Genomic DNA, 23,222 nt, shown 5'->3' with positions numbered 1-23,222 from the left:
TTGCTGCGATCAGTTCCCGCACCGGCTGCGTGTATGCGCCAGGCCTGGCCGATCACCTTTTCTGAGACTGGAGCACTATGACCCATGCGTCCAGATCGCGGAGAGTGCGAATAGGTGTCCCCGCAGGTCTTTTGCGAGCTGACCTCATTATGTCTTCAGGGCCAATGTATCGATATTGTCTCTGCTCTGAGGCGCTCATTGGGGTTCCTTCAGTGCTGCCGGGGCGCCAGGCCCCCAAGACTGCCACCCAGGGAAGAAGGGATGTTCATTCAGTACAGGACCGTACGGTCCAACGGAAATGAAAGCGTTGGCAAGACGTTCCAGTTCGCGTAGTAGGTGCTCGACTGCCTGATCGTCGCACGACGTCGAAGACCTGGACCAGCAGCCGATCCAGGTGCCACAGGGTGAGCCTGAAGCGCGTAGGCAGACCCAGACGCGCTCGGCCGTCTCGGAATCGCCGCGGAAAACTTCTGCGATCAGGCGATGCGAGCCGCCGATGAGGACCTGATCCATACCGATCACCTCCGGATGGACTCGGGGCGGGTGGGGGCGCCGGGGACGGGGTGCGGGTACGGGATGAGGAGGCCGTCGGCGGTGACGTGGACGACGCCGACCGGGTCGATCTCCAGGCGTTCGTCGACGGTGGAGGTCCAGGAGAGGCCGAGGAAGCGGCCGGCCGTGCAGCCGGACTCGGTGCGGCGGGTGAAGGCCAGGGGCAGGATGCCGGGATCGTCAGGTCGGCCTGGGGCAGGAACATCCGGCCGGAGGGAGGTCGACGGGGTCGGCGCCGTCGGTGGTGCGCTCGCCGTCGGGGCGGTTGTGGGTGCCGTCCGGGGCGTCGTCGATCAGCTTGCGCGCGCGTGCGGCGTCGGCGGCGTCCTCGGCGATGCGGACGCCCTTGACGGCGGCACCGCCTCCGCCGGTGGCCACGGTCAGCGCGGCATCCGGCAGCAGGCGACCAAAGCCCTCGTAGAAGCCGTGGACCGTTCCCGTGACCTGTCGAGCGTGACGGTGGCGACCGTCAGATTCCCCAGGATGATCCACTTCTTCGATACCTCGGGAACCGGCCCCACTGCCCACCCTGCATCTCGTCGAACGCCCGCAGGCACACCTTGCCGCCGGGAGCACCGGCCTCCGCTTCGGGAGTGGAGGGCCATGAAACGTCGCGATGCGTCAGTGCGGCGATGACGAGCCTGTCCAGTCACCCACGCGTCCCAGCCCCGATCGACGTGAAGATCTCCACCCACTCACTGTACTCATGGCCAAAAGGCCGCGGGTCTTGAGCCGCGATGGCTCGCTTGAGTGCATCAACGGTGCCCTCAAGCTCCTCGAGGAACTCCTCATCCTCGTCGTAGTCCTCAGGAATGCCCTGAACAAGGCGTGTCAGCTGGCAGACGGTGTAAACGAGGGACGACACGTCACCGTGCAGCGGAATGGGCCGCATGATCCCCTCTGCGAACTGGTGCACCTCACCGGACCGAGCGTCCAGGACGACGGCACTGATCTCGAAATTGCCGAGCATGATCCAATCCGAGGCACTGGGTGGAAGGTCCCACGTACCGCCCAGCTCCTGTACCGGAACCTTGCGCAGGGCCGTGGACGTTCCCTCCACCCCCGCGAAGGAGATGAACTCGTTCTCGGGCAGCCCAATCTCACTCAAAAACCTGAGCGTCTCCCCGCCGACTCCGACGGCTTCCGCCGCCTCCCGCGGAACCAGCCTGATCCGGTCCTCACCAAAGGTGGCAACGAGCTCTTGCCGAGTAATACTGAAAATCATGCTTCCCCTGCGCACTTTCTCACCCCGTATAGGGGTCGGATGGCGTGTGCGTCTTGTACCAGTTCCTTAGGTTCTTGCGATATTCAATGTGTTCGGCATCCACACGCCTTCGATACTGATAGTCACTCTCGCCTTCTTTCCGTTCCAGTGATTGGTCGTACGTCTGCGAGTGAGTTACCGGCAGATTCTCACCGAAGTACTTTGCAGTCCACCGGTCACAAAAGGAAGGAGGATTCTGGCACGGCTCCCGCTCGGTGTAGAGAGATTGCAAGCTGTCCTGCTGCCCTGCTCTCAGCAGTGGGTAACCCACAGATCGTTCGGAATGAACACTCTTGCTGTACCCGACCAAGATGAAGTCGTGCCCGCCATCGTCAATGAACCGCCCTGCGGCGTAGTTGTTGCCCGTCCAGTCCTTCCTAGCGTACCGGGCAGTCTGTGTCGCTCGAGCCAAGGGAGTCGAGCCAGGATCAATCGGCTTCGAATCAACACGCCCCTTGTCACCCGCCGAAACACTATAGGGGTTGTCCCCTCCGCCTCGCGGGCGCCAAGTACGGGTTCCGCCCTCTTCAGTCATAAGGAGCCGAATTCCGGACTCATCCGCACCACTCACCGGCGCAGTGGTTCCGTTGGGCATGAGCTGCACGACACTACCGTCAAGATTGACCAGGTACATGGGCACATCACCGCTGTCGCAGCTGTCGAGATCCTCCTTGACCTTTTTGTCCTTCTCCTTGTGGTCCTTCTTGCTCTTGTCTATGTCGCCGCCGTGCTTCTTCAGCACATCGACCGTTTCATCGGCCTTCTTGTCGACGACGTCCTCGCACTTGTCCATGACGACGGCGAGCTTGTGGAAGCGACTGTCCTTCCCGACCGATCCGCGGCGCTTGGCGCTGCCGGTCTTGTGGGCGCCCTTCTTCTTGTCGAAGTTCTCCCGAGTCTTGTCGTAGTCGCCGGTCGCCTTGTCGAAGTCGTCGAACTCGATGACGAGGTCCTGGGCCATGTCGGCGGTACCGATGGCGTAGTCGGACGTCTTCTCGTCGCCCGCGCCGAGGCGGTCGGTGAACACGTCCTCGATCTTGGTGAGGATCTTGGCCTCGATCTTGTCGGTCACCGTCTCGGTGACCTTCCCCACCGCGTAATCGATGGCCTCGTGCAGGGCCAGACGGCAGGCACCGATCGCGGCGGCGCTGAGCAGCCCGCTGAGGCCAGCGGTGAAGAACATGCCGATGACACCGGCCGTGGCGGTCGCCGCGGTGGCCGACAACTCGGCTATGCAGGCTATCTTGCAGCCTTCTATGAAGCCGGCGCAGTCATCGAAGGCGTCCCCCAGTTCGTCCAGGGCGTTGGCGAAGGTCGTGAGGTCCTTGGTGGTGAGTTTGCCCCAGCGGCGGTCGATCGCCTGAACCGTCTTGCCCTTGCTGCGGCCACTGACGATGTGTCCGCAGGCCTTGTTCCCCTCGGCGATGACGTCCCGTATGCCTTCGGCCAGGTTGCGGTAGTCCTTGGCGCTGTCGCGGACTTCGTCTTCATCGATGTTCGGCCATTCGACCCCCACCAGGTCGAGCACTTCGACGAGTTCATCGGGCAGCTGCTTGCCCACGCGCTACATCCCCCTCGTGGTCAACTCCCTTCACCCTTGCAATCGATCAGGCGTACGTCAAACATATCCTCGAAGCACACAGGCGACTTGAGACATCCTCAGGCCAGCCGCAGACAAATCAGCGACTCGTCCGTTCCGATCAGCAGATCCCCTTCGCCGGTCACCGACAGCGAGTTGACCGGCGGACCCGGGCGGAAGGTGAGCCTCTCCTGTGCGTCCAGGCGGTGGTACTCGATCAGCCCATCCCCCCAAGCGACGGCCAGGGTAAGACCGGCCTTCGTCATGGTGGCCGCCAGCGCGTTTACAGGACGGGGGCGTTCGGCCACTGGTACGCCCATCGGAACATGTCCGGGGCCCCATGCCCTGACCCGACCATCCGCTCCCCCGCTGTACACCAGCGGGGTGCGGCCCGCTGCACCGTCCGCCCTGTCCACCGCAACGTCCACCACGGCCAGGGCTCGGACCGATCCCTCGTGCAGCCGCTCGGACAAGGCCTCCCCCTTGGGGTTGCCGAGGAGCACGACATGCACCTGCCCCGTGACATCCGCCAACGCCACCGCAAGTTCGGAAGCCGCGATGGCCGTTGCCCGCTCATCTGCCGCTGCGGTTACGAGGGCACCAGCCGCCCGCTCACTCGCGCTCGGTCCGTCGTCAAGCAGTGCCGCCAGGCCTGAAGGACGCGGTGCGGTGGGCAGGCGGCGCGTATGCAGTCGGCCTTCCGAGTCCACGACCGCCACCGTCCCATCCGGCAAGGCGCACAGGTCGGCGACATCCCGCACCGGTTCGGGAAGACGGCCAGCCGGTGCAGCGTCGGAGAGCGACACGAGTCGCAGGGTGCCCTGGTGGTCGGCGACGAGCAGTCGCCCTTCCAGCGGGCCGGGGCTGTCGGACGCCAGCGCAAGAACGGGGCCGGGCCACGGTGGGGTTACGTCTCCGCGTACGCGACTCCAGAGCAACCGCCATGGCGCCCCGGACGCCAGCTGCTCCAGCGCGGGCCTCACCCGCGGATCCGCCCCGTCGCCGAGCCCGGCCAGCAGAACAAGGGCCCTGTCGGCGGGTTCGTGATCGTGTAGCAGGGACTGGCCCGCGCGCAGCCAGGCCGCTCGCAGACCGCCTTGCTCGTCCAGATTCGTCTCGTACGCCGTCGTCACCCGGCTCGGGTCCGCCGTACAGATCACGTCCGGGTCGTCGAGGTTGAGTGGCTCCTCAGCGGTTTCGGCTGGTGGTGGACCCAGCGGCGTGGGATGGGTGGCCCGCCATGCCTCGGCGCGAGCAGGGTCCGTCCAGTGCGGCTCGTCCAGGTCCAGCACCGCCGGTGCGAGCGCCTTCAGTGCCGGTACGGCATCGTCACCTGTCCGCGCCTCGACAACCAGTCGTATGTGCTCCAGGCCGACCAGCCCGCTCACAAGATCGATCAGCGACAGCGGGTCGGTGGCGGCATGCAGATCGGGCAGAACGATCACGGTACGGCGCTGGTCGGCCGCAAGGGCTGCGCGCAGCTCTCCGGGGGCCCGTGCTGTCACCCCGAGCTGTTCGGCCAGCGTCCATACGGTTACCAGTACGCCCTGCCCGGACAAAGGGGCAAACCCGTGCACGCGCCGCTCTGGAGCCGTCCCTGGGCGGGTCCCGTGCGCCACCAGCCAGGCCAGCAACTGCGACTTACCGCAGCCGGCGCTGCCAGTCACCAGGCACAGGCGCGGTGCCGCCGGGTCCGCCAGCCAGCTCAGCAGGGCGGCTCCAGCCGGTTCCCGGCCCGCCGCCGGGCGCGCCCATATGCCCGCGTTCACCGGCGGCCCGCCTGCTGTGCCGTGAAGGTGATCAACTCCTTCATGCCCTGCTCCCGGCTCGCGGCGTCCTCACCGTAGTCGAAGCTGTGGGTGAACTCAGCCTGGGGGAAGACGCGGTGCAGCCACACGGCGCAGTAGTGACCGGGCATCATGCACGGCTGCAGCTCGCAATAGATCCGGCGCACTCGCTCCGCGGGTACCCCCTCCCTTTCCAGCCGACGCCGGAGTATCTCCTCAGGGTGGAGTCGGCCAGGTCCGGTGGCGTCCGTGACGATCTGCTTGGCGCCGGTTTCATCGATGTACTCGAAGGCTGCGGAGAACGGGAAGTTGAGGGTGTGGCGTACGTCGTCCAAAACGCGTGGCCACCAGCTCTCCCGCTCCTCGAAGGCCGTCGGGTCGATGCCGCGCATCTCCTCGTTGAGCTGGCGGAAGGCCGCCGCTGCCTCCGGCAGGCCCGGCGCGACGGCGATCACGGGTAGTCCGCGGTCCAGTGCCGCCAGGCAGGCGTTCAACGTGGCGAGGTTCGTGTTGACGAACATGTCGTCCGCCTCACCGTCGAGGAACACCGCCTGCACCGCACCATCCGGACGCACGCACAGCTGGGCGAGTCCGTCGTGGCCGATCCGCGCCCACTGCTCCAGCTGTGCCGGGAGATACCGGACGCCTCGGTGTCCCGCATACGTTCCCAGTGGTACAGCGTCGGTGGTGGTGACGGCCTGGAAGTAAGGGGCGACCTGCACCGGCACACCCGTCTCCGTCAGCCACGACCGCGACGCCTCCGGCACGTGCACACCGGCTGCCCCGGCCAGGCCGAAGCGACGCATCCCGTCAGGGCCGAAGTGGGCAACAGCCGGATCCGTAAAAGGCGTGGACATGGAGAAACCTCACTGCGAACGAACGAGCGGTCAATCCTGACCTTAGACCGCTCCCGGCCTGACGGCCCTCGGCCTCCGTTTCCACCGGGCCCTCTGGCGAGGTACCCGGCTGTGGTCGCCTATCGACATACCAACGAGTTCCTCGACCGACACCTTGTCCAGAGCGTCAGGAACGGCCACAAGGAAGCGTCGGCCAGGTCATGCGGCGGCCAGGTCTCGGTGGACGACCTTGGCCACGTTCTGGATGGTGGTGATGCCGTAGTTCATGGTGCTGTTGCCGTGGGTCAGCACGGTGATGGTGTAGTCGTGACCGCCGCCCTTGAAGGCGCCGATGCTGTGGACCCGCCAGCCGTTCGTGGCGCGGGAGAGCCAGCCGTTCTTCACGGCGACGGTGACGCCGGAGGGGACGCCGTACGGGGTGCCCCAGCGCTGCGAGGAGACGACCTGGCTCATCAGCTTCAGGATGTAGGCGCGGGAGTTGTCGCTGAGGACGGTGTTCTTGGCGGTGATGAGCTTCAGCAGCTTCTGCTCGTCGGTCACCGTGATCTGGGTCAGGCCCCAGTAGCCGTTCGCGCCCGGCTTGGTCTGGGTCATGCCCGCGGCGGCGAGGAAGCCCTTGATCTTCGTCATGCCGAGCTGCTTCCACAGGGTGCTGGTGGAGGCGTTGTCCGACTTGGTGATCATGGCCTTGGCGAGGGACGCCTCACGGTCGGTGAGATACCGGCCCTGGTTCTTCGCGTCCCACAACAGTGTCGCGAGCACCGTCACCTTCACGACGCTGGCCGAGTCGAAGGCGGTGGAGGGGCGCAGGGTGCACGTCGTCTTGGTCGTGCGGTCGTACACGCCGACCGCGATGGTGCCCTTGCGGTTGGCGAGCGCGGCGGTGATGTCCTTCTTCAGCTTGGCGGCGAGGGCGGCGTCGGCGGAGGTGCAGCTGACGGCGGGGGTCGTGGCCGCGACCGCCGGGGAGGCGGCTGCCACGCCGGGTATGAGGACGCCGGCGGCGAGGGTGGCGCCGATTATGTGGGCACGGCGCGGTCTGTGGTGAGCCATGCCTTCCTTGACTCACGGGCCTGGCCAAGGGTTGCACTCGCCGCTGTCACGACAGCCGGGCACCCCGGCTCTCGGCGATCCGGTGCACGTCGGTCAGGGCCTCCCGCATACGGGCCAGCGTGAAGCGGAGTTGCGCGGCTGTCGCGCGCTCGTCCGCGAGGAGGTCGTCCACGTGGCCGAGGAGACCCAGAGCCATCTCCAGTTGTACGTGCTCGACGGTGTCGGCCAGGCGGGAGAGGGGGCCGGTGCCGTCCGTGACGAGGATGCAGGGCTTGCCCTCGTCTCCGGTCCAGGGCAGGAGCCGCGGGTTCGTGCCGTTCATGTGGTGCGTGTCGCGCGTCACTTGACGACCCCCGCCTTCTCCACCGGCATGCCGAGCGAGCCGAGGCCGATCCCCGGGACCGGGACCCGAGGGGACACGGGCGAGGAGGGGAAGCCGACGTGGTGGACGGTCGGGCCTTTCGCCTCGGCTCGGGGACGCCGCCGACGCAGCAGTCGGCGCAACGGGCCGACGAGACGGGCGGTGCGGTGGGTCATGCCTCTCTCCTTCTGTTCGCTCTCTGTGGCGATCCGTTCACAGAGTGAGAGGGGCTTGGCTAGGCTCGCCAGGGGGTCGAGTGTGACCAGTCGCTTGTCACAAAGGAGTTGATCCGGTGGGCACCATCTACGGCGATTGGCTCAAGCAGCAGCGCGAGGCAGCCGGTCTGACGCAGCAGGAGCTGGCCGACATGGCGATCATGTCCCGTTCGCACATCGCCCACATCGAGGCCGGGCGCAGAGTGCCGTCACGGGAGGACGCGCGACGGCTGGACAGGGCGCTGGGCACGGGGGATGTGCTGAGCAGCTTTCTGCCGCAGGACGACGAGGTGTCGATCGCCGAGTACTTCGAGAGGGTGCGCGTACTCGAACAACAGGCGGTGGAGATCCGCGAGTTCGCCCTGGCCTACTTCCCGGGCATCCTCCAGACGAAAAGGTACGCGCGTGCGGTTCTTGGCTCGGCGTTCCCTCCGGTGAGTGACGAGGAATGTGACAGGCGCGTTGTCACACGCCTTGAGCGCGCGAGGATCCTCGAAGATCCGGTGACGCCGGTAGTGTGGGTGGTTTTGGACGAGACGGTGTTGCGGCGCCCCATCGGCAGCCCTGAGGTCATGGCAGAGCAGATCATGCACATCGTTCGCCTCACGGAGACCGGTCGTATCCGCGCGCACGTGATGCCGTTCGACGTGGGCCATCATCCACTGATGAGCAGCATGCTCACGCTGATGTGGTTCGAGGACCAACCCCCGCTCGCATACACGGAGGGCGGGCATGTGGGGAAACTGCACGACTCCCCGTCCGGAGTCCGGAAGTTGCAGCATCGCTACGATCTGGCGCTGAGCGACGCCATGCCGCTGAAGGACTCACTGGCCCTGCTGAGGGCGACGGCGAAGGAGTACGGACACCATGGCTGAACACACCATCCCCAACGCGGCGACGCTAAGCGGCTGGCGCAAGTCCTCCCACAGCGACGACAACGCCGGCAGCTGCCTCGAAGTCCTCGACCACCACCCCACCGGCATCCCCGTCCGCGACTCCAAGAACCCGACCGGCCCCGCCCTGGTCTTCCCGGCGGCCGGCTGGTCCTCGTTCGTCAGGGCGATCCGAAGCGGCGAACTCCCGGCTTGACCGACCCGGCAGAGGGTAAATACCCGCCGGGCCGACGAGAGGGGCGCCGTGGGGCAGCGGAAGCGTGACATCGCGGAGTTGTGCGGGCGGCTGTACGCGGCACTGTGGGCGCTGGAACGTATCGGCGCCGGAACCGGCGAGCTGGGCAAGCCGGGACACGCCCGTTACGTGATCACCAACGGCCCGGAGCACAAGTTCCGCCGGATCCTGGACAAGGCGGGCGGCCATCTCTACGAGGCCACGGCCAGGCAGCCGGAGGCGCGCGCCGCGGCCGCCGCCGAACTCGTCCAGGGCATCACGGGCTTCATCCCGGCCGGCGGCATCCCCTCGGGCAACTTCAACCCCGAGGAGTGCGAGGCCTTCGAGCGCGGGCTCGCGGAGCAGAGGGCCGTGTACGAGGAGAAGTGGAAGAACCTTCTGCCCGGAACCGCTTGAGCCGGCCGGGCTCGCGCGGGGAAGCGTGAGTTGTCCACTCCCGTCATCCAACCGACATCCACCTGTCACCCATTTGACTGCATGTCCATGCCACTCTCCCGGGTGCCGCCTCCGTTCAACCCGCGTAGATGGGACCCCACATGCCGGCGACACGCACCCGCAGATGGAAGTCAGTGGCACTGGCCACGGCCGCCGTTCTGGTCGGCCTCACCACCCCCGCCCTCACCGCCACCCCCGCCGCGGCGACCACGACGGCGTACGACTCGACGTACTACAAGAACGCCGTGGGCAAGACGGGCACCAGCCTCAAGTCCTCGCTGCACACCATCATCAGCAGCCAGAACAAGCTGTCCTACTCGGCGCTCTGGGAGGCGCTGAAGGTCACCGACCAGGACCCGGCGAACAGCAACAACGTCAAACTGCTGTACTCGGGCATCTCCCGCAGCAAGACGCTCAACGGCGGTGACGTCGGGGACTGGAACCGCGAGCACGTGTGGGCCATCAGCCACGGGGACCTGACGACCTCGACCGGGCCGGGCACCGATCTGCACCACATCCGCCCGGAGGACGTCCAGGTCAACGGGATCCGGGGCAACAAGGACTTCGACAACGGCGGCAGCGGCTTCACCAACTCCGGTGGCAGCCTCACCGACTCCAACTCCTTCGAGCCGCGCGACGCCGTCAAGGGCGACGTGGCCCGGATGATCTTCTACATGATCGTCCGCTACGAGGGTGGCGACGGCTGGGCCGACCTGGAGGGCAACGACAGCGTCAGCAACGGCAGCAACCCGTACATGGGCCGGCTGTCCGTGCTGAAGCAGTGGAACGACGAGGACCCGCCGGACGCCTTCGAGGAGCGCCGCAACCAGGTCATCTACGACACCTACCAGAAGAACCGGAACCCGTTCATCGACCACCCGGAGTGGGTCGAGGCGATCTGGTAGGACGGGTCGGTCACGCCGGGCAGATCCGGTCCGGCACGGCCACGGGCAGGGTGCGGCGCTCCTCCTCGGTGAGGTCGTGCCCGAGGATGCCGCACAGGTGGCGCTTCCAGAGCCCGGGGTCGAGCCGGAACCAGGTCGCCCGGTCATCGCCCAGGTTGCTCCGCAGCACTCGCCGTCCTCGGATTCACGCTCCGCACCACGGCCCCCGTCAGACCGTTGCGCGTCAACTCCCCGGCGATTATGGCGCATTGGGCCCCAGGGGTCACCGCGGCGGCGGACGGGGGCCGGGCCGCTCAGCCTCTTTTCCGCCTCATCCCAGATGCGTCGGCGCGAACATCCGCAGCACCGCCGGGAGGACCACCACCGACGGCCCCGGCGTCCCCAGCGCCTTCGCCAGGTCCGTCTCCAGCGTCTCGGGGGTCGTACGCACCCCGGGCACCCCGAAGGACTCCGCCAGCGCCACATAGTCGGGCCGGGTGAGTTCCGTCGCCGTGGCCTGGCCGAAGGCGTCGGTCATGTACTCGCGGAGGATGCCGTAGCCGCCGTCGTCGACGATGAGCCAGGTGACGTTCAGGTCGTACTGGCGGGCCGTGGCCAGTTCGGCGATGGAGTAGAGGGCTCCGCCGTCGCCGGAGACGGCGAGGACCGGAGTCGTCGGGTCGGCGACCGCCGCGCCCAGCGCCGCCGGGAAGCCGTAGCCGAGGCCGCCGGCGCCCTGGGCGGAGTGCAGGGTGTTGGGGCCCTTGGCGTCGAAGGCGGACCACGCCCAGTAGGCGAGGATCGTCATGTCCCAGAAGGAGGGCGCGTCGGCGGGCAGGGCCCGGCGGACCGCCGCCAGTACGTTCTGCTCCAGGGTGAGGTCCTGGGCGTCGATGCGCTCGCGGACCCGCCGCAGCAGTTCCCGCACGCGCTCCGGCGCCGTCGGGTCGGTGCGCTCCTCGACGGTCTCCAGGAGCGCCTGGAGGGCGAGGCGGGCGTCCGCGTGGATGCCGAGCGCCGGGTGGTTGGACTCCAGCTTGCCGAGGTCGGCCTCGATCTGGATGACCCGGCCGCGCGGCTTGAACGTGTGGTAGTTCGAGGAGAGTTCGCCGAGGCCGGAGCCGACGACGAGCAGGACGTCGGCGTCCTCCAGGAAGTCGGTGGTGTGCCGGTCCTCCAGCCAGGACTGGAGGGAGAGCGGGTGCTCCCAGGGGAAGGCGCCCTTGCCGCCGAAGGTGGTCACGACCGGCGCCTGGAGCTTCTCCGCGAGCTGCCGCAGCTTCTTGGAGGCGTCCGCGCGGACCACTCCCCCGCCCGCGATGATCGCCGGGCGCGCCGCGCGAGAGAGCAAGTGTGCGGCGACGGCGGTCAGTTCGGGGCGCGGCGGGAGGTCGTCCGGGGTGGCGTCCACTGCGGTCACCACGGGCAGCCGGGTCTCGGCGAGGAGGACGTCCTGCGGGATCTCCACCCAGACCGGGCCGTGCGGGGCGGTCAGCGCCGACTTCCAGGCGGCGGCGATCGCGGACGGGATCTGGGACTGGGTGCGGACCGTGTGGACGGACTTCACCACGCCGCGGAAGGAGGCGGCCTGGTCCGGGAGTTCGTGGAGGTAGCCGTGACGGCCGCCGCCGAGGCCCGCCGTGGGGATCTGGCTGCTGATGGCGAGGACGGGGGCCGAGGCCGCCGCCGCCTCCTGCAGCGCCGCGAGCGACGTCAGCGCACCCGGGCCCGTCGACAGCAGCAGCGGGGCCGCCTCTCCGGTGATCCGGCCGTACGCGTCCGCGGCGAACCCGGCGTTGTTCTCCACCCGCAGGCCGACGTACCGCAGGTCGGAGCGGCGCAGCGCGTCGAACATGCCGAGGGCGTGCTGGCCGGGCAGCCCGAACACGGTGGTCGCGCCCAGCCCGGCCAGCGTCTCCACGACCAGGTCTCCGCCGTTGCGGCCGGGGGGAGGGTTCAGCGCGGCCTCCGTCTGGGCGGCCGTCGGACGAAGCTCCAGGTCGTGGTCGTGGGTCACTTGCCCTCGTTCTCCTTACCGGCCTCGCGGGCCGCGGCGATCTGGCGGGACATGATCGTCGTGAGTTCGTACGCCGTGTGGGAGGCCGCCACCGACGTGATCTCCGCGTGGTCGTACGCGGGGGCCACCTCGACGACGTCCGCCGACACCAGGTTGCAGGAGGCCAGCCCGCGCAGGATCTCCAGCAGCTCACGGGAGGTCATTCCGCCCGCCTCCGGCGTACCGGTGCCGGGGGCGTGGGCCGGGTCGAGGCAGTCGATGTCGATGGAGATGTACAGCGGGCGGTCGCCGATGCGCTGGCGGAGCTGGTCGGCGATCTCGTCGGCGCCGCGGCGGTAGACGTCGGCGGAGGTGACGATGCCGAAGCCCATCTTCTCGTCGTCGGTGAGGTCCTGCTTGCCGTAGAGCGGGCCGCGGGTGCCGACGTGGGAGAGGGCGGAGGTGTCGAGGATGCCCTCCTCGACGGCGCGGCGGAACGGGGTGCCGTGGGTGTACTCGGCGCCGAAGTAGGTGTCCCAGGTGTCGAGGTGGGCGTCGAAGTGGAGCAGGGCGACGGGGCCGTGCTTCTTCGCGACCGAGCGCAGCAGCGGCAGGGCGATGGTGTGGTCGCCGCCGAGGGTCATCAGCCGGGCGCCGGTGCCGAGCAGGTCGTCGGCGGCGGCCTCGACGGTCTCCACGGCCTCGTTGATGTTGAACGGGTTGACGGCGATGTCGCCGCCGTCCGCGACCTGGGCGAGGGCGAAGGGGAAGGCGTCCTGCGCCGGGTTGTACGGGCGCAGGAGGCGGGAGGCCTCGCGGATGGCGTTGCCGCCGAAGCGGGCGCCCGGCCGGTACGAGACGCCCGAGTCGAACGGCACGCCGATCACGGCGACATCGGCGGTGCCGACCTCGTCGAGGCGCGGCAGCCGGGCGAAGGTCGCGGGGCCGGCGTACCGCGGGATGCGGGAGGAGTCGACCGGGCCGCGGGGCGTCTCGTTGCTGCTCATGGGGGATTGCCTTCTTTCCTACGCTTCATCGCGTATGTACTGCTACTGACCGGTATACGACTCTACTGCGGAGTCGGCACCGCTTCGGACACAGGTTCGGGTGCCACCCGTCCGGCGAGACGCTCCCGCCAGGCGGCGAGCACGGCCTCGTCGGTCGGCTCGGTCGCGAGGGAGACGACGACGTAGGTGGCGAGGGAGGCCAGCAGGCCGTAGTAGATCGGCTCGTTGGCGAGGATGCCGTAGGCCGCCATCAGGCCGATCACGGCGAGGCCGCCGACGGCGACGGAGGCGAGCGCGCCCGCCGCGGTGCCGCGCCGCCACAGCAGCCCGCCGAGGATCGGCACCAGCAGCCCGCCGACGAGCAGGTTGTACGCCACGGTCAGCGCCTCGACGACGTCGTTGAGCGCGATCGCGGTGAGGATCACGGCGACGCCCATGAGGAGGATGAAGGTCCGGTTGCCCTTGACCTCGTCGTGCTCCTCGCCCGCGGGACGCATCACGCCGCGCAGCCGCGCCCAGATGTCGTTGTTGGCGACGGTCGCGCAGGCGATGAGGGCGCCGGAGGAGGTCGACATCACGGCGGCCAGCGCGGCGGCCAGCACCAGCCCGCGCACGCCCATCGGCAGCTCGTCCTTGACGATGGTGGCGAAGGCGTCGTCGGCGCTGTCGAGGTTCGGGTAGAGCACCTTGGCGGCGGTGCCGATGACCGCGCCGCCCACGGCGTACGCCAGGCAGTAGGTGCCCGCGACGGTCCCGCCCCACTTGGCGGTGCGGTCGCTGCGGGCGGTGAAGACGCGCTGCCAGATGTCCTGACCGATGAGCATGCCGAAGGTGTAGATCAGCACGTAGGTGAAGATCGTCTCGCCGCCGATGCCCAGCGGGTCGAAGTACTCGGTGGGCAGCTGCGCCTTCATCTCGCCGAAGCCGCCCGCCTTGACGACGGCGATGGGCAGCAGCAGGAGCAGCACGCCGATGGTCTTCACCACGAACTGCACCATGTCGGTGAGGGTGATCGACCACATGCCGCCGAGCGTGGAGTACGCGACGACGATCGAGCCGCCGAGGACGATCGCGAGGGTGCGGTTCACGTCGAACAGGACGTCGAAGATCGTGGCGTAGGCGATCGTGGAGGTCACCGCGAGCATGAGGGTGTACGCCCACATGACGACACCGGAGATGACCCCGGCCCGGCCGCCGTAGCGCAGGTCGAGCATGTCGGAGACGGTGTAGACCTTCAGGCGGGCGATCCGCGCCGAGAAGAAGACGGAGAGGGCGAGCAGCCCGAGTCCGATGGTGACCACCATCCACGCGCCGGAGAGGCCGTACTGGTAGCCGAGGCCCACACCGCCGATGGTGGACGCGCCGCCGAGGACGATCGCCGCCATGGTGCCCGAGTACATGGCCGGGCCGAGCCGGCGGCCCGCCACCAGGAACTCGCTCTTGGACTTGGCGCGGCGCATGCCCCACCAGCCCATGGCCAGCATGCCGGCCAGATAGACGACGATCACGATGTAGTCGACGGCCATGGGGGCCTCCTTCGCGCACTCTCGGTGGCGTGTCGTGCAGATGGCGTTTGCCCGGTGGCTCGTCGCGGGGACATCCGCCCGTACCCGCGGCCGCCGGCTCCGACCGACAGTAGGTGGCCGGAAAGCGACTGCGAAGTGTACTTTTCATCCATTCGAGCGGAACGGGATGGAGGAAACGCACATCATGCCCGACAGAACACCCCCCGCCACAGGCCCCGCCGCTCCCCCCGCTCCCGCCGTTCCCCCCACCCCGCCGATCCCGCTCTCCGCCCTCCTCGCCCGCGAGGACCTGGCCCTGCGCCAGATCGCCGGCCCACCGGCCGCCGGCGTCTCGGTCCACTCGGCGCACACCTCGGAGATGTCCGACCCCTACCCGTACATCCTGGGCGGCGAGCTGCTGCTGACGGCGGGCGTCCACATCCCGGAGGCGGCGGGATCGGGGACCTACTTCGACGCGTACGTCTCCCGGGTCGTCGAGGCCGGCGGCGCGGCGCTGGGCTTCGGCCTCGCCCCGGTGCACGACACGGTCCCGCGCGCCCTCGTCGCCGCCTGCGAGACGTACGACCTCCCCCTCCTGGAGGTCCCCCCGCAGACCACCTTCTCCGGCGTGGCCCGCGCGGTCTGGCAGCTGATGGCCCAGGCCCGCCTCGCGGAACTGCGCCGGGTGACCGAGGCCCAGCAGAGCCTCGCCGCCGCGGCGGCCCGCCCGGACCCGGTCCCGTCCGTGCTGCGCCAGCTGGCCCAGCGGGTCGGGGGGCGGGCGGTGCTGTACGGCCCGGAGGGGGCGGAGATCGCGGCGGCGGGCCGGACGCCGGACGAGGCGGCGCTCGCGGCCCTCACGGACCTGGTCCACGTCCTGACCACGCGCACCTCCACCACCACCGCCACCGACACCGTCGCGGGCACCCACCTCGCGGTCTACGCCCTGGGGACCGGCCAGGGCTTCCTCCTGGGCGTGGCCTCCCCCCAGCGCGACCCCGGCGACCACACCATCGCCTCCGTCGCCGCCGTCCTCCTCTCCCTCCTCACCGGCGAACACCAGAGCGGCACGGGCGCGGCCCGCTCCTCCGCGCTGGTCCGGCTGCTCCTCGGCACCCCGCCCGAGGAGGTCGCGCCCCTCCTCGGCGCCACCGACCACTGGCTGATCGTCCACGCGGCCCCGCAGGCCGGGGGCGCCCCCGACCCGGTCGCCGCCTCCGCCCTCGGCACGGCCCTGGGCTCCCCCCTGGTCGACACGGCGGGCGACGTCGTACGCGTCCTCCTCCCCGCCGGCCACACCCCCACCGCACCCCCCGGCTGGACCCTCGGCGTCAGCGCCCCCGCCGGCCCCGCCGCCCTCGCCGAAGCGGACACCCAGGCGTCCCGCGCCCTCTCCCGCGCCCGCGCCACCCGCACCCCCGTGGTCCACCACAACCCCCGCCCCACCCTCACGGACCTGGTCCCGCCCGCCGAGGCCGCGTCCCACGCCCGCGCCCTCCTGGCCCCCCTCACCCCGCCCCTCCCCGAAACCCTCCGCACCTGGCTCTCCCTCCACGGCAGCTGGGACCGCACCGCCGTCGCGCTCTCCGTCCACCGCAACACCGTCCGCCAGCGGATCGCCCGGTGCGCGGCGCTGCTGGGGGCGGATCTGGACGATCCGGATGTGCGGATGGAGCTGTGGTTCGCGTTGCGGCAGGCGTGATCCACATCCCAGACCCCCCGACGTCAAGGACGGACACGCCCGACTGCCTCACAATGAGTGTCATGCCGATATCCGGGACCCCCAGCCGCGCCGAACTCGTCGACCATCTCGTGAGGACCCGTATCGCGGGGGATGTCGCCACGCCCCGTGAGAACAACCTCTCGCACTACCGCCAGCTGGCGAACGGCAACCGCCACTACTGGCTCGGGCTGGAGCTCGGTGAGCGCTGGAGCGACGAGCAGGACGTGCTCGCGGTGATGGCGGAGCGGGTCGGGGTGAACGACGACCCCGAGTACCGGTACGGCCAGGACACCATCGACCCGGAGCTGACCGTCTCCGCGCTGGAGCGGATGGCGGGGCGGCTGCGCAAGGCGGCCGAGGGGCGGCAGCGGGTGCTGTTCGCCACCGGTCACCCGGGCGGTCTGCTCGACGTGCACCGGGCGACGGCCGCCGCGCTGCGGGCGGCGGGCTGCGAGATCGTCGTCATCCCGGAGGGACTGCAGACGGACGAGGGGTACGTCATGCAGTTCGCGGACGTGGCGGTCCTGGAGCACGGCGCCACCCTCTGGCACACCCACTCCGGTGAGCCGATGAAGGCCATCCTGACCGGTCTGGAGCGCGAGGGCCGTCCGCTGCCCGACCTCGTCGTCGCCGACCACGGCTGGGCGGGGTACGCGGGGCAGCACGGGGTGGACTCGGTGGGCTACGCCGACTGCAACGACCCGGCGCTGTTCCTCGCCGAGGCGGAGGGCACCGTACAGGTGACGGTCCCCCTCGACGACCACGTGGTCAGCCCTCGGTACTACGACCCGATGACCGCGTACCTCCTGGCGGAGGCGGGGCTGGCGTAGGCGACACCCGGACCGACGGAAGGCCGGCCGCCTCCCCTGACGCCTCCCCCGGCAACGTGACCACGCCCCCGATCTCCTGACCGACCCGGGCCCGCCCCGTGAGGAACGCCAGCCGGTTCAGCAGGGCGTACCCCTCGGCCAGCACCACCTCATGGCCCGCGTAGGACTCCAGGTTGAGCACGGCCGCCTCGACATGACCGATCTCGCTGACGAGCATCGGTATGCCCGGGCGGCCCAGTGCGTGCGCCGCGCCGGCGCGTTCGTACAGCACGGGTACGAGCGGGGAACCGCTGGCGTCGGCGATCGTCGCGGCGGAACTGCCGCTGAGCGCACGCAGTTGCGCCCGGGCGTGCAGCGTGACGCGTTCGATCGCCCGCAGCTCGTCCATGGTGATCTCGAACGCCAGCGGCGGCTGTGGCGCGACGGCCGGGACGTCCTTGGCGGCGCGCTTGCGGCGTCTTCCGAAGATCGACACGGCGCGGAGTCTCCTCACGGACGGGCAGCCACGAGCACGCCGTCCCGACGGGTGTCGGCGCGGCGAACTCCGTGACAGCGCGGGTCAGATGGCGTGGGGAGACCGAAAGCGACCCTTCTGACAGGAACAAGCGCTTTCGATAATAGAGGTAGAAAGATAAACGAGGTCCGACTCCGGACTTACGAGAGTGTGACGGCGTACGACGGGACCCCGCAGGGCACCGCCGTCGCACCGTCCTCACGGTGCTGACGCAGGGCGCCGGGCTCCGAGAACACGATGTGCGGCCCCGTTCGAGACCGCACATCGTGCCATTGCCGGGGCCGGATCAGTCGTGACCCTTGTCGTGGTCGCCGTTGCCGCCACGGCCGTTGTCGTCGTGGTCGTCGCGGTCGTCGTGGTGGCCACGGTCCTTGTCGTAGTCGTGGTCGTCGTGGTGGCCACGGCCCTTGTCGTAGTCGCGGTCGTCGTGATGGCCGCGGCCCTTGTCGTCGTCGTGGTCGTGGTGGTCACCGTTCCCGCCGCGACTCTTGTGATCGTCGCAGTCGTCGTCCCACCAGTCGTGACGGTCGTCGTCGCAGTAGCGGCTGTGGCTGTACTCGTGGCCGGACGAGGACGCCGAAGCAGTTCCCGCCGTGCCTGCCGCGATACCACCGGTCATCAGCAGACCGGCGGCGGACACCGCAACGAGGCGCTTCGCGCGTTGTGAACGCATGAGAAATACCTTTCGCTCCATCGTCTCCGCGGTCCCGGACGGGACCGGGGGAACTGATGGCCGCGGCCGCACAACGGAAATGGCGCGGCACGGTCATGGGTATCGCCGCAGATTCATCTGAAGGAAAGACTCGACCGCCGACGCCTCCAGGCCACCCGCCCCGATTCACGGGCGATCCCTGGGGCCGTTGTCCGCGCTACCGGACAGTGTCGGCCGGGCGTGCCGTGCTTGCGGCTTTCACTCATCGAGCCTAATCACTGACGGCCGCATCGGCATCTGGAGAGCCACCCCCGGCGGAGATCACCGGGGCACCCGGACCACGCCCTCCTGGATCACCGAGATGGCGAGCCGGCCGTCCCGGGTGTGGATGCGGGCCTGGCCGAGGCCGCGCCCGCCGTACGCCGAGGGGGACTCCTGGTCGTACAGCAGCCACTCGTCGGCGCGGAACGGGCGGTGGAACCACATCGCGTGGTCCAGCGAGGCGCCGACCACGTCGCCGACGGCCCAGCCGCCGCGGCCGTGCGCGAGCAGGACCGAGTCGAGGAGCGTCATGTCGGAGACGTAGGTGGCCAGCGCGATGTGCAGCAGGGGGTCGTCGGCGAGCTTGCCGTTGGTGCGGAACCACACCTGGGAGCGGGGCTCGCGCGGGGTGCCGTAGCTGCCGAACGGCGGATCGTCGACGTAGCGCAGGTCGACCGCGGCCCGGGCCTCGATGAACCGCTCCACCACCTCCGGGTCGAGGTGCGGATAGCCGCGCAGCCGGTCCTCGCCGGTCGGCAGGGTCGCCGGGTCGGGGGCGGGCGGCATCGGCGCCTGGTGGTCCAGGCCCTCCTCGTACGTCTGGAAGGAGGCGGACAGGCCGAAGATCGGCTTGCCGTGCTGGACCGCGACGACGCGGCGCGTGGTGAAGGAGCGGCCGTCGCGCAGCCGGTCGACCGTGTACACGATGGGCGCGCCGGGGTCGCCGGTGCGCAGGAAGTACGCGTGCAGGGAGTGCGGCGTACGGTCCGCGGGGACCGTACGGCCGGCGGCGACCAGCGCCTGCGCCGCGACCTGTCCGCCGAAGACCCGGGGGACGACGGCGGACCGGGAGCGGCCGCGGTAGATGTTCTCCTCGATCTGTTCGAGGTCGAGCAGATCGAGGAGGTCTTCGAGTGCCTGACTCATCGCCACTCTGCGGGAGTTGGGTGACTGCGGCTTACAGGCCCATGTCCTTGGCGATGATCGTCTTCATGATCTCGCTGGTGCCGCCGTAGATGCGGTTGACGCGGTTGTCCGCGTACAGGCGGGCGATCGGGTACTCGTTCATGTAGCCGTAGCCGCCGTGCAGTTGGAGGCAGCGGTCGATCACGCGGTGCGCGACCTCGGTGCAGAACAGCTTGGCGGAGGCGGCCTCGGCGGGCGTCAGCTCACCGGCGTCGAGGGCTTCGAGCGCGCGGTCGGCGACGGCCTCGGCCGCGTCGACCTCGGCCTGGCAGGCGGCCAGCTCGAACTTGGTGTTCTGGAAGGCGGCGACGGGCTTGCCGAACACCGTCCGCTCCTGCACGTACTGCTTGGCGAACCGGACGGCGGCCTTGGCCTGCGCGTAGGCGCCGAAGGCGATGCCCCAGCGCTCGGAGGGCAGGTTGGCGCCCAGGTAGTAGAAGCCCTTGTTCTCCTCGCCGAGCAGGTCCTCGACCGGGACCTTGACGTCGACGAACGCCAGCTCGGCGGTGTCGGAGACCTTCAGGCCGAGCTTGTCCAGCTTGCGGCCGACGGAGTAGCCCTCGGACTTGGTGTCCACGGCGAAGAGGGAGATGCCGTAGCGGCGGTCCTCGGCGGTGGGCGGGGCGGTGCGGGCGCAGACGATCACCTTGTCGGCGTGGACGCCGCCGGTGATGAAGGTCTTGGCGCCGTTGAGGACGTAGTGCGTGCCGTCCTCGCTCAGCTTGGCGGTGGTCTTCATGCCGGCCAGGTCGGAGCCCGTGCCCGGCTCGGTCATGGCGATGGCCCACATCTCCTCGGCGGAGACGAACTTGGGCAGGTAGCGCTTCTTCTGCTCGTCGTTGGCGAGCATCTTGATGTACGGCAGGGCGAGCAGCACGTGCACGCCGGAGCCGCCGAAGGTGACGCCCGCGCGGGCGGTCTCCTCGTACTGGATCGCCTCGAACTTGTGCGTCTCCAGACCGGCGCCGCCGTACTCCTCCGGCACGTTGATGCCGAACAGGCCCAGCTCGGCGAGCTTGTAGTAGAACTCGCGCGGCGCCTGGCCGGCCTGGAACCACTCGTCGTAGACCGGGACCACCTCGGCCTCGATGAAGGCGCGCAGGGTCTCCCGGAACGCCTCGTGATCCTCGTTGAACACCGTACGGCGCACGCCGCCACCTCCACCGGTACGTATCTAAGCGCTTGCTCAGCCTTACCGTACCGGCGGGTAGGGAGGGGAGTCCAGAGCGGGGCGGTGGTAACGCTCGTCACGCCTCGCGGCACCGGAATCCGGTCGGATCGGGGCGAATCGGCAGCGGTGGGCGTCGGTTCGTCAGCCGGTGACGGCGTCCGCCCCCGCCGCCGCGAACGCCCCCCGGGCCATCCGGTGCAGCAGTTCCGCCGTCGCCCCGCGGCCGGGGAGGGAGCCGCGGCGGCCGAGGTGGGGGGTGGAGTTCAGGAGGCCGAAGACGGAGTGGACGGCCGAGCGGGCGGCGGGTTCGGCGAGGGCGGGGTAGACCTTTCGGAGGACGTCCACCCACAGCTCGACGTACTGCCGCTGGAGCTGGCGGACCAGCTTGCGGTCGCTCTCCCGGAGGCGGTCCAGCTCGCGGTCGTGCAGGGTGATGAGGGGACGGTCGTCGAGCGCGAAGTCGATGTGGCCCTCGATGAGCGAGTCGAGGACCGTCTCCGGGGCCGCCCCGTCGGCACCGCCGGCGCCCTCCGCCTCCTTCAGGCGTTGCTTCGCGCCCGTCAGCAGCTGGCCGGAGATGCCGACCAGCAGCTCGGCGAGCATGGCGTCCTTGCCCGCGAAGTGACGGTAGAGGCCGGGTCCGCTGATGCCGACCGCGGCACCTATCTCGTCCACCCCGACGCCGTGGAAGCCGCGCTCGGCGAAGAGCCGCGCGGCCTCCTTCAGGATCTGCTCGCGGCGGGTGGGGGCGTCGGTTCTGGTGGCCATGGAAGCAATTCTAGACAGGGAGGTTAGCGCTCGTTAACCTGATGGAAATGCGTTAACGCTCATTAACAAGGTGAGGGGACCGCAGGATGGACCAGGCACCGGAGCTGACGACCGCGGCGGATCCCGCGTCGGAGGCCTGGCAGGCCAACGAGGCGGCGCATCTCGCGCTGGTCGAGGAGCTGCGCGGCAAGCTGGCCGCCGCCCGGCTCGGGGGTGGTGAGAAGGCGCGCGCCCGGCACACCGCGCGCGGCAAGCTGCTGCCGCGCGACCGGGTGGACACGCTGCTCGACCCGGGTTCGCCCTTCCTCGAGCTGGCTCCGCTCGCGGCGGACGGGATGTACGACGGGCAGGCGCCGGCCGCGGGGGTGATCGCGGGGATCGGCCGGGTCAGCGGACGCGAGTGCGTGATCGTCGCCAACGACGCCACCGTCAAGGGCGGCACGTACTACCCGATGACGGTGAAGAAGCACCTGCGCGCCCAGGAGGTCGCCCTCGAGAACCGGCTGCCCTGCCTCTATCTCGTGGACTCCGGCGGCGCCTTCCTGCCGATGCAGGACGAGGTGTTCCCGGACCGTGACCACTTCGGGCGGATCTTCTACAACCAGGCCCGGATGTCGGGCGCCGGCATCCCCCAGATCGCCGCCGTGCTCGGCTCCTGCACGGCCGGCGGCGCCTACGTCCCCGCGATGAGCGACGAGGCCGTGATCGTGCGCAACCAGGGCACGATCTTCCTGGGCGGCCCGCCGCTGGTGAAGGCCGCGACCGGCGAGGTCGTCACCGCCGAGGAGCTGGGCGGCGGCGAGGTGCACTCCCGGATCTCCGGTGTCACGGACCACCTCGCCGAGGACGACGCGCACGCCCTGCGGATCGTGCGGAACATCGTCGCGACCCTGCCGGAGCGCCGGAGCATCCCGTGGGAGGTGCGGCCCGCCGTCGAGCCCAAGGTCGACCCGTACGGGCTGTACGGGGCCGTTCCGGCCGACCCCCGCACCCCGTACGACGTCCGGGAGATCATCGCCCGCGTCGTCGACGGCTCGCGGTTCGCCGAGTTCAAGTCCGAGTTCGGGCAGACCCTGGTCACCGGTTTCGCCCGGATCCACGGCCACCCGGTCGGCATCGTCGCCAACAACGGCATCCTCTTCGCCGAGTCCGCCCAGAAGGGCGCCCACTTCATCGAGCTGTGCGACCAGCGCGGCATCCCGCTGGTGTTCCTCCAGAACATCTCCGGATTCATGGTCGGCAAGGACTACGAGGCGGGCGGCATCGCCAAGCACGGCGCCAAGATGGTGACGGCGGTCGCCTGCACCCGCGTGCCCAAGCTGACCGTGGTGGTCGGCGGGTCGTACGGCGCGGGGAACTACTCGATGTGCGGCCGGGCGTACTCGCCGCGCTTCCTGTGGATGTGGCCCAACGCCAAGATCTCCGTCATGGGCGGCGAGCAGGCCGCCTCCGTCCTCGCCACCGTCAAGCGCGACCAGCTGGAGGCCCGCGGCGAGGAGTGGCCGGCCGAGGAGGAAGAGGCCTTCAAGGACCCCATCCGCGCGCAGTACGAGCGCCAGGGGAATGCCTACTACGCCACCGCCCGCCTCTGGGACGACGGCGTCATCGACCCGCTGGAGACCCGGCAGGTGCTGGGCCTGGCCCTGACGGCCTGCGCGAACGCCCCGCTGGGCGAGCCGCAGTTCGGCGTCTTCCGGATGTGAGGGGGTTCACG

Annotated in this window: 23 protein-coding genes and 1 pseudogene; 7 read left to right on the top strand and 17 right to left on the bottom strand. The window is 69.5% G+C overall.

Features of this window, described 5'->3' with window-relative positions; all coding sequences use genetic code 11:
• Nucleotides 1-530: 530 nt before the first annotated feature.
• The 8 genes and pseudogenes from ACIG0D_RS01205 to ACIG0D_RS01170 form a co-directional block, all read right to left on the bottom strand.
• A pseudogene (locus tag ACIG0D_RS01205) lies at nucleotides 531-969 on the bottom strand (DUF6531 domain-containing protein); the annotation flags it as partial.
• 232 nt (nucleotides 970-1,201) lie between these two features.
• The gene (locus tag ACIG0D_RS01200; protein ID WP_399795513.1) at nucleotides 1,202-1,777 is read right to left on the bottom strand and encodes an SUKH-4 family immunity protein; all 576 of its coding nucleotides are present in this window, start codon (nucleotides 1,775-1,777) and stop codon (nucleotides 1,202-1,204) included.
• 19 nt (nucleotides 1,778-1,796) lie between these two features.
• On the bottom strand, nucleotides 1,797-3,377 hold the full coding sequence (locus tag ACIG0D_RS01195; protein WP_399795512.1) for a nucleic acid/nucleotide deaminase domain-containing protein: 1,581 nt from the start codon (nucleotides 3,375-3,377) through the stop codon (nucleotides 1,797-1,799).
• 98 nt (nucleotides 3,378-3,475) lie between these two features.
• On the bottom strand, nucleotides 3,476-5,164 hold the full coding sequence (locus ACIG0D_RS01190) for a hypothetical protein (RefSeq protein ID WP_399795511.1): 1,689 nt from the start codon (nucleotides 5,162-5,164) through the stop codon (nucleotides 3,476-3,478).
• Nucleotides 5,161-6,039, bottom strand: coding sequence for a nucleic acid/nucleotide deaminase domain-containing protein (locus ACIG0D_RS01185; RefSeq protein WP_399795510.1), 879 nt, complete (start codon nucleotides 6,037-6,039; stop codon nucleotides 5,161-5,163). The genes ACIG0D_RS01190 and ACIG0D_RS01185 overlap by 4 nt, the downstream gene beginning before the upstream one ends.
• A 198-nt stretch (nucleotides 6,040-6,237) precedes the next feature.
• The gene (locus ACIG0D_RS01180; RefSeq protein WP_399795509.1) at nucleotides 6,238-7,092 is read right to left on the bottom strand and encodes a serine hydrolase; all 855 of its coding nucleotides are present in this window, start codon (nucleotides 7,090-7,092) and stop codon (nucleotides 6,238-6,240) included.
• 46 nt (nucleotides 7,093-7,138) lie between these two features.
• Nucleotides 7,139-7,414 (bottom strand): hypothetical protein, encoded by a 276-nt coding sequence (locus ACIG0D_RS01175; RefSeq protein WP_399796334.1) that lies wholly within the window; start codon nucleotides 7,412-7,414, stop codon nucleotides 7,139-7,141.
• Nucleotides 7,415-7,431: 17 nt separating this feature from the next.
• The gene (locus ACIG0D_RS01170) at nucleotides 7,432-7,629 is read right to left on the bottom strand and encodes a hypothetical protein (protein WP_399795508.1); all 198 of its coding nucleotides are present in this window, start codon (nucleotides 7,627-7,629) and stop codon (nucleotides 7,432-7,434) included.
• A 116-nt stretch (nucleotides 7,630-7,745) separates the two neighbouring features.
• Between ACIG0D_RS01170 and ACIG0D_RS01165 the strand changes: the two genes are divergently transcribed.
• The 4 genes from ACIG0D_RS01165 to ACIG0D_RS01150 all read left to right on the top strand — a co-directional run bounded on the left by ACIG0D_RS01165 (nucleotide 7,746) and on the right by ACIG0D_RS01150 (nucleotide 10,136).
• Complete coding sequence (locus tag ACIG0D_RS01165) at nucleotides 7,746-8,543, top strand: Scr1 family TA system antitoxin-like transcriptional regulator (RefSeq protein WP_399795507.1); 798 nt, start codon at nucleotides 7,746-7,748, stop codon at nucleotides 8,541-8,543.
• Nucleotides 8,536-8,757 carry a DUF397 domain-containing protein gene (locus ACIG0D_RS01160; RefSeq protein ID WP_399795506.1) on the top strand — a complete coding sequence of 74 codons (222 nt, stop codon included), beginning with the start codon at nucleotides 8,536-8,538 and terminating at the stop codon, nucleotides 8,755-8,757. The genes ACIG0D_RS01165 and ACIG0D_RS01160 overlap by 8 nt, the downstream gene beginning before the upstream one ends.
• A 48-nt stretch (nucleotides 8,758-8,805) precedes the next feature.
• Complete coding sequence (locus ACIG0D_RS01155) at nucleotides 8,806-9,192, top strand: hypothetical protein (protein WP_399795505.1); 387 nt, start codon at nucleotides 8,806-8,808, stop codon at nucleotides 9,190-9,192.
• A gap of 140 nt (nucleotides 9,193-9,332) precedes the next feature.
• Nucleotides 9,333-10,136, top strand: a complete 804-nt coding sequence (locus tag ACIG0D_RS01150) for an endonuclease I family protein (protein WP_399795504.1) — start codon at nucleotides 9,333-9,335, stop codon at nucleotides 10,134-10,136.
• A gap of 10 nt (nucleotides 10,137-10,146) precedes the next feature.
• Here ACIG0D_RS01150 and ACIG0D_RS01145 read toward each other — a convergent pair whose 3' ends face one another.
• From ACIG0D_RS01145 to ACIG0D_RS01130, 4 genes are all read right to left on the bottom strand, one after another.
• Complete coding sequence (locus ACIG0D_RS01145; RefSeq protein ID WP_399795503.1) at nucleotides 10,147-10,305, bottom strand: hypothetical protein; 159 nt, start codon at nucleotides 10,303-10,305, stop codon at nucleotides 10,147-10,149.
• A gap of 141 nt (nucleotides 10,306-10,446) precedes the next feature.
• Nucleotides 10,447-12,132 (bottom strand): thiamine pyrophosphate-binding protein, encoded by a 1,686-nt coding sequence (locus tag ACIG0D_RS01140; RefSeq protein WP_399795502.1) that lies wholly within the window; start codon nucleotides 12,130-12,132, stop codon nucleotides 10,447-10,449.
• Complete coding sequence (speB, locus tag ACIG0D_RS01135; protein ID WP_399795501.1) at nucleotides 12,129-13,118, bottom strand: agmatinase; 990 nt, start codon at nucleotides 13,116-13,118, stop codon at nucleotides 12,129-12,131. Before speB ends, ACIG0D_RS01140 begins: the two co-directional genes overlap by 4 nt.
• A gap of 62 nt (nucleotides 13,119-13,180) precedes the next feature.
• Nucleotides 13,181-14,644: a sodium:solute symporter gene (locus tag ACIG0D_RS01130; protein ID WP_399795500.1), complete on the bottom strand. Its 1,464-nt coding sequence runs from the start codon at nucleotides 14,642-14,644 to the stop codon at nucleotides 13,181-13,183.
• 166 nt (nucleotides 14,645-14,810) lie between these two features.
• On the opposite strand from ACIG0D_RS01130, the gene ACIG0D_RS01125 reads away from it, so the two are divergent.
• The gene (locus ACIG0D_RS01125; RefSeq protein ID WP_399795499.1) at nucleotides 14,811-16,325 is read left to right on the top strand and encodes a PucR family transcriptional regulator; all 1,515 of its coding nucleotides are present in this window, start codon (nucleotides 14,811-14,813) and stop codon (nucleotides 16,323-16,325) included.
• Nucleotides 16,326-16,387: 62 nt separating this feature from the next.
• Nucleotides 16,388-17,176 (top strand): phosphatase, encoded by a 789-nt coding sequence (locus ACIG0D_RS01120; RefSeq protein ID WP_399795498.1) that lies wholly within the window; start codon nucleotides 16,388-16,390, stop codon nucleotides 17,174-17,176.
• Here ACIG0D_RS01120 and ACIG0D_RS01115 read toward each other — a convergent pair.
• The 5 genes from ACIG0D_RS01115 to ACIG0D_RS01095 form a co-directional block, all read right to left on the bottom strand.
• Entirely contained in the window at nucleotides 17,115-17,651 is a 537-nt protein-coding gene (locus ACIG0D_RS01115) for a hypothetical protein (RefSeq protein ID WP_399795497.1), read from the bottom strand. The two genes, ACIG0D_RS01120 and ACIG0D_RS01115, sit on opposite strands and share 62 nt — an antisense overlap.
• Before the next feature lie 325 nt (nucleotides 17,652-17,976).
• Nucleotides 17,977-18,363, bottom strand: coding sequence for a hypothetical protein (locus tag ACIG0D_RS01110; protein ID WP_399795496.1), 387 nt, complete (start codon nucleotides 18,361-18,363; stop codon nucleotides 17,977-17,979).
• 300 nt (nucleotides 18,364-18,663) lie between these two features.
• Entirely contained in the window at nucleotides 18,664-19,530 is an 867-nt protein-coding gene (locus tag ACIG0D_RS01105) for an acyl-CoA thioesterase (protein WP_399795495.1), read from the bottom strand.
• Nucleotides 19,531-19,561: 31 nt separating this feature from the next.
• Nucleotides 19,562-20,719, bottom strand: a complete 1,158-nt coding sequence (locus ACIG0D_RS01100) for an acyl-CoA dehydrogenase family protein (RefSeq protein ID WP_399795494.1) — start codon at nucleotides 20,717-20,719, stop codon at nucleotides 19,562-19,564.
• A 162-nt stretch (nucleotides 20,720-20,881) separates the two neighbouring features.
• Nucleotides 20,882-21,508, bottom strand: a complete 627-nt coding sequence (locus ACIG0D_RS01095) for a TetR/AcrR family transcriptional regulator (RefSeq protein ID WP_399795493.1) — start codon at nucleotides 21,506-21,508, stop codon at nucleotides 20,882-20,884.
• A gap of 86 nt (nucleotides 21,509-21,594) precedes the next feature.
• Between ACIG0D_RS01095 and ACIG0D_RS01090 the strand changes: the two genes are divergently transcribed.
• Nucleotides 21,595-23,211, top strand: coding sequence for a carboxyl transferase domain-containing protein (locus tag ACIG0D_RS01090; RefSeq protein WP_399795492.1), 1,617 nt, complete (start codon nucleotides 21,595-21,597; stop codon nucleotides 23,209-23,211).
• Nucleotides 23,212-23,222 lie beyond the last annotated feature (11 nt).

Origin of the sequence: Streptomyces sp. NPDC052773 (assembly GCF_044547145.1) — a bacterium.
Taxonomy (GTDB): domain Bacteria; phylum Actinomycetota; class Actinomycetes; order Streptomycetales; family Streptomycetaceae; genus Streptomyces.
This window is presented reverse-complemented; position numbering and strand designations above follow the sequence as displayed.